General features: G+C 42.7%; 6 protein-coding genes. All 6 read right to left on the reverse strand.

Features of this window, described 5'->3' with window-relative positions:
• Positions 1-313: 313 nt before the first annotated feature.
• The 6 genes from dnaG to O9290_RS06225 all read right to left on the reverse strand — a co-directional run bounded on the left by dnaG (position 314) and on the right by O9290_RS06225 (position 5,669).
• Positions 314-2,194: a DNA primase gene (dnaG, locus tag O9290_RS06200; RefSeq protein ID WP_288057642.1), complete on the reverse strand. Its 1,881-nt coding sequence runs from the start codon at positions 2,192-2,194 to the stop codon at positions 314-316.
• Positions 2,195-2,565: 371 nt separating this feature from the next.
• Entirely contained in the window at positions 2,566-3,690 is a 1,125-nt protein-coding gene (locus tag O9290_RS06205) for a beta-ketoacyl-ACP synthase (protein ID WP_288057644.1), read from the reverse strand.
• Between the two features lie 175 nt (positions 3,691-3,865).
• Complete coding sequence (locus O9290_RS06210) at positions 3,866-4,558, reverse strand: peptidylprolyl isomerase (protein ID WP_002761022.1); 693 nt, start codon at positions 4,556-4,558, stop codon at positions 3,866-3,868.
• A gap of 31 nt (positions 4,559-4,589) precedes the next feature.
• Complete coding sequence (locus O9290_RS06215) at positions 4,590-5,156, reverse strand: photosystem I assembly protein Ycf4 (RefSeq protein ID WP_002761019.1); 567 nt, start codon at positions 5,154-5,156, stop codon at positions 4,590-4,592.
• A 182-nt stretch (positions 5,157-5,338) separates the two neighbouring features.
• A complete protein-coding gene (locus O9290_RS06220; protein ID WP_002761017.1) occupies positions 5,339-5,485 on the reverse strand; it encodes a hypothetical protein in 147 nt (48 codons plus the stop codon).
• Positions 5,486-5,534: 49 nt separating this feature from the next.
• Positions 5,535-5,669, reverse strand: a complete 135-nt coding sequence (locus O9290_RS06225) for a hypothetical protein (protein ID WP_288026949.1) — start codon at positions 5,667-5,669, stop codon at positions 5,535-5,537.
• Between the last annotated feature and the right edge of the window lie 285 nt (positions 5,670-5,954).

A 5,954-nucleotide genomic window follows, 5' to 3' on the forward strand; every position in this document is an offset into this window, starting at 1 on the left:
AACCCTTATCCTGACTTGATTTCAGTTTTTTCTTTGTCAGTAAGGGTGTCAACAAGGAATATTACAAATTGTTAACCGAGTCTTGAAAGCCTTGTGCTACAAAGGTTTGAAATGTTAAGAAAGATGTGACTAAAGGACAGCGGGGGGAGCTGACAGTTTTTAACACCTAACTACTTAAGCGGCTCTTCTGGTTTCTGTGTGGAAACGAGGTCTATACTGATAGAATATCCGCAAAATAGCCCTAAAAGTCTTGCCCAATAATCATTTCACGACTCCATAAGCAAAAATTATCACACAAAGTCGAGAAGAGCCCTTAAGCTTGTTGGTAGTGAGGATCAATTGCGATTAATTTATTAACAGTTTGATAGAATTCCTGTTGATAAAATTCCCGTCGATTGCTGTCGAGATCATTAACTAATTGTTCTTGACAGTAGCGACGATATTCCATTAAACTAATTTTTTCCATAGCTATAATAGCATCTTTGATCTGTTCTTCTGGCTGCAAAATTTCCTGACTGGTATGTTCATTTAAGTGAAATAAAGAATTAAAATCACGGTTTTTGTCTGTGGTTATCATCAATAAATGATTCTGTAAAGCTGACATCAAATCTCTTGGTTTAGTAATTTGGGTTTCTAACTCTAGAATTACTTGCCATAACCAACGATAATCCGGGAGATTAAAAATTAAATCTTTTTCATCCAAAGATTCTAAAATTATTTCCCGATATTCAGGATAATGGAGATAGATTAATAATAATAACCATTCGGCTTTTTCCGAGCTATTTTTTTCGGATTTATCTAAAATATTTTTCCTCTTGATTGCCAGAGATTTTCCTTGAGGTTTATTAACCTGCTTTGAGAGATTTTTTAAAATATAAGGCAAACGAGTGGCATCTTTTTGAGCCAAAATTTCAGCACAATAATCTAGATAAAAAGTGCGTTGATTGCTATCGATTAACTTTTGCAGTAAACTCACCATACTATTGGCTACTTGTTGAAAATGTAGTCCCTGTTTTAAATCTTTATTAACCAACATTTGCGAGATTTGCCAATCAATCCAAAAAGGAGATTTTTCGATTAGTTCTCGATAACTATTCACCCCGTCAGCACGAGATTTAAGAAATTCATCGGCATCTTTACCATCGGGAAGATTGAGGATTTTTAGGTTAACTTGTCCCGAATAAACTAGGGAGTTAATTTCCTCGATCGCCCTTTGTGTCGCTTTAATTCCCGCTTGATCAGCATCAAAATTAAAGATTATTTGTTTATTTTCACTGTAGCGCAAAAGTAATTTAATTTGCTCTTGACTTAAAGCTGTTCCTAAACAGGCAACCACATTAGTAATACCAGTAGCATGGAGAGCGATTGCGTCAAAATAACCCTCGACAACTATCGCTAAATCTTGCTGAATAATTGCCTGTTTAGCTCGATCGAGAGCAAAGAGAGTTTTTCCCTTTTCAAATAGAGGAGTATCGGGAGAATTTAGATACTTTGGCTGCTCATTACCTAAAGTGCGACTACCAAAAGCGATCGCTCGTCCTTGACTATCAAAAATAGGAATCATTAAACGATCTCGAAATTGATCGTAATAACCACTACCATTTTGACGCGCTTTAATTAATCCCGCTTGTTCCACTAAAGCCACAGGATAGCGCTTTTGTTCCACTAAATAACGATAGAGAGTTTCCCAACCTTCCGGAGAATATCCCAGTTGAAAAGCTGCGATAGTTTCCGCGGTTAGTTGTCGTTGTACCTTGAGATAATCTAACGCTTTTTCCCCTTGAGGTTGACTAAGGGCGTGTTGATAAAAACTCACCGCCACGGCCATTATTTCGTATAATTGTTCCTTGAGGGATAATTTCTGTTCTAATTCCTGACGCTGTTCTACTGCCAGAGTTTTAATCGGGATTTGATACCTTCTAGCGAGATCGAAAACCACCTCACTAAAAGATTGTTTTCCCACTTCCATAAGAAATTTAATCCCGTTTCCCCCCGCACCACAGCCAAAACAGTAATACATTTGTTTGGCAGGACTAACCGTAAAACTGGGGGATTTTTCCTCGTGAAAAGGACATAAACCAACGTATTCCCGTCCCCTTTTTTTGAGGACGACTCTCTCGGAAATTAAATCCACAATATCAATTCTTTGTTTAACTTCTTCGATCGTGTCCGGATGTAGTCGCGGTGTATCCATAATCAGTTATCAGCAGTCAGGAGTCAGATGTGAGTTTTAAGTGAGCAGTATATATTAAGTGAGCAGTATTAAAGCTGATCACTGAAAAATCTCCCCAACACCTACCACCCCCACTAAGGCCCTTTTTGACTCCTGGAAATTCGCACCCATAAGTAATAAGAAAGGACTTGACTTTGGCGGCGGCTTGTGCTATGCTTTTCTGATAATGGGAATCCGTGCAAATTTTTACAAGTTCAAATATTCCCATTATGAATAAAATCTTTTAAAAATATTATCTCAAAATCTCCCGACAAAAGCCAGCAAAATTTCGCCCATAATTGTTAAGTTTTGTTAAAAATGCAGAGACCGGCAGGGAAAGAACTGATTACTGATCACTGATCACTGAAAAACTTCCCCACTGCGATGGCTGCATTTTGTCCTCCGAAACCGAAACTAAGACAGAGACAATTGTGCAGGGAAAAATTAACAGCCGATCTAGTTAAATTTAACTGAAAAGGCGACTCGCGCACACCGACACAGGGGGGAATTAGCTGATTTTTCAGGGCCATTAAACAAAAAGCCACGCCTAATGCCCCCGAAGCCCCTAAAGTGTGTCCTGTTGCCCCTTTTGTCGAGCTTACAGCCACTTGCGAGCCAAAAATGCTGGCGATCAGGTTTGCCTCCCGTTCATCGTTTAAACGCGTGCTAGTGCCGTGGGCATGAATGTAATTAATTTCATCTTTTCTTAATTGACTTCTGTGCAAACATAGTTCTACGGCTTTGCGGGCAACGCGATTATTCACCGCCGGGGCGCTGACATGATCGGCATCGCAGCTAAAACCATAGCCCAAAATTTGCCCGTAGATGGGGGCATTTCTGCTTAAAGCCAGTTCTTCGGATTCAAGGACGAAAATCGCCCCACCTTCCCCCAAAACCAAGCCTTCCCTAGCTCTATCAAAAGGATAACAGCCCGTTTTCGCCAAAGCTCCCATCTGTTCAAATCCCACCAAAGTTAAGGGAGTGATCGGGGTTTCGAGCGCCCCGGCTAAAACTCGATCGCATTCTCCCATAGTAATTAATTCTACAGCCTGTGCGAGCGACCAGATGCCCGTGGCACAGGCCGCCATGGGTGCTAACACTGGGGCGCCGGTTTCTATCAATCTAGCGGTCAATACCGAGGCGCGATCGGGTAAACTATCTAACCAGTTTTCTACTATTCCCGTCGCTGCCATCCGTTCCCATAAACCCTGACAACCGCGACTAGAACCGATAGTGACACCACAATCCTTTAAGGGAGGGGTTAATTGAGCGTCTTCAAGGGCAGCAATCAGGGCAATTTTGGTTAAATCCTCTAAAAATGCCGGTTTGTGACCGATTAAACCCAAGGGTAAAGCGGGTAAATCAGAAAAGGGTTGTTGCCTAGTTATACCAGTTTTGCCCTCTAGTAATCTTTGCCAACTCTGACTTAAATTTCCCAGAGAACTGATCAACCCAATTCCCGTCACCACAACATTCATTTATCAGTTATCAGGTATCAGTTATCAGTTATCAGGTATCAGTTATCAGTTATCAGCTATCAGCTATCAGCTATCAGTTATCAGCTATCAGTTATCAGCTATCGGAATATTAAATGATTGGGCGGGTGACGGCGAACATTAAATTATTGTCGCCCGGTCCCACCCTAACCGATCGCTATTTTTTCAGGTTTTCTGCACCGGAAACAACCTTGGCCGAGTCAATTTTATCCCCTTGTTTAATCGTATCGATCACTTCCATTCCCTCAGTTACATAACCAAAAACGGCATAATCACCATCGAGGAAATTGATATCCGACAGGGCAAAATAAAACTGAGAAGAAGCGGAATTAGGTTGTTGAGAACGGGCCATTGCGATTGCACCGCGTTTATGGGGTAAAGCGACGATGGGAGTGCGGGCCGTGGCCTGTTGACCGATTGCTTGCCCATAAATCGGCTCTTTTTCGTCTTTGAGGAGAATTTCCAGGGGAACATAACGGGATTGCTTGGTTTTCGGATCAACAAAACCACCAGTTCCGCGACCTTGGGGATCACCCCCTTGGGCGACAAAAGGCTGCGGTTCTGTAACCACGCGATGGAAAGTTAAACCATTATAAAAACCTCTCTCCACCAGATCCACAAAGTTACCAGCAGTAATTGGGGCCGCATTGCCATCAATTTCGATCGTTACCGGTTTACCTTTGATGATCATCTCGACCACGGCAGTTCCATCTAAGCGGGGTTTGTAATTATCCATAGAATTATCGGGGGTGGAGTTAGCTTCTGGGGAAGAACAGCCGAAAAGTGTCGTCGTTGTGATCAAAAAAAGACAAACTACAGACAGCCAGCCAGATTTTCTTATCTTCATCATTATTTTATAGCCAAAAAGATCGAAAAAAGGCCTACAATCCCTCTAGAGGAATTTCCAGAAAACGAGCGAGTTCCGCTCCTTGATTTTCCAATTCCGAGAGGGACATCGGATCGCCGACGCGAGTTAAAGGGATATCGCGACGCTGTTTAATCCGCAGGAATAGTTCCCGTTTCGGGTTGAGTCCTTCTCGCACTTCGGCCCGCACAGCTTGCACATCTTCGAGAGGCCAATCGAGATCAATGCGACGATTTTTGCCAGGGTAGCCCCAACGAAAGATTTTAACTTTGCCAGTTTCCTTGTTAAACTCGTTGTAACCACCTCCGACATTCCAGAGGAGAGATAACCAGAGATAGATGGCTAAAAGAGTCCCCGCAGTACCGTAAAAGAGGAGGGCGACTCCTTGGGGAATAAATTGTAAGGAACTGGTATCGCTAACGAGAAGTAGATTGACCTTCAAATAACTGGAAAGACCGGCGAGGAGAAACCCTAGACCGCCAATAGAGACGATTACAGCCCAAAAATAGTTACTAGGGCGACGCGCTCCCACTACTTCTTGCCGTAGGATCAGGCTATCTTTACTTGTTGTTTGCGCTTTCATGAATTCTTTTTAAGGTTGCCTAGAGTTATTTTACCAGCTTTTTTTCTCGCCACTTCCCCAACCCCGATCCAGGGTGTTGATTGGGAGCGGAATGCCGCCAAAATCACTCATACACTTTTTCTCTGATTAAGATCAAGGGTACTCTGTACCGGCGATTGCCTTCCAGAAAAGTTATCGAAAATTTAGTTGGTTAATGCTTCGATTTCTCTCATTGCTTGATCAATTCCTTCTTTAACTTTGCTCAATCCAGTTAAAAAGTATTGCCAATGACCGTGTTTGCCGTCGGTATTAATGGCATTACACCAGGGTTTAGCCGCTGCTTCCTTCACTTCCCTCAGTTCGTCCCATCCTTTAGTTTCTAAAATTAAATAGTTAGATTTAGCTGTCTTCAGACGGATAATAAAGTCTGGGAATAGTAAACCCTAAGCGTTCATTTTTAACAAAGGCTGCAGTGGCGGGATGATTGTCAATAATATAGGCGGCTGCCTGTTCCCATTGATCGGTATCAGCCACCACGTGGCAGGCGCTCGCTTTTCAAAAATATGCCAATTTGTCACTAAGACTTTACCCCGTCTCAGTTTGTCCATCAGGTGAGAAGGTACGAGGTCACGGGTGCGATACAAAGAAGCTTCGCCGTTGTCGGGGTTGAGTTCCTGTAACCCACATTCCGCACCCTAAGTGTCACAACGTCTCAAAAGAGGAAGATGCCTGAGTCAAAATACTTATCTAGAGGAGTGAGTTGGCGGCAAGCTGCCACCAACTAAGCCGAAAATTTCAGGGTTCCCCCGGTCATTCTCA

This window comes from Microcystis sp. LE19-41.2A (assembly GCF_027530405.1).
Lineage (GTDB): Bacteria > Cyanobacteriota > Cyanobacteriia > Cyanobacteriales > Microcystaceae > Microcystis > Microcystis aeruginosa.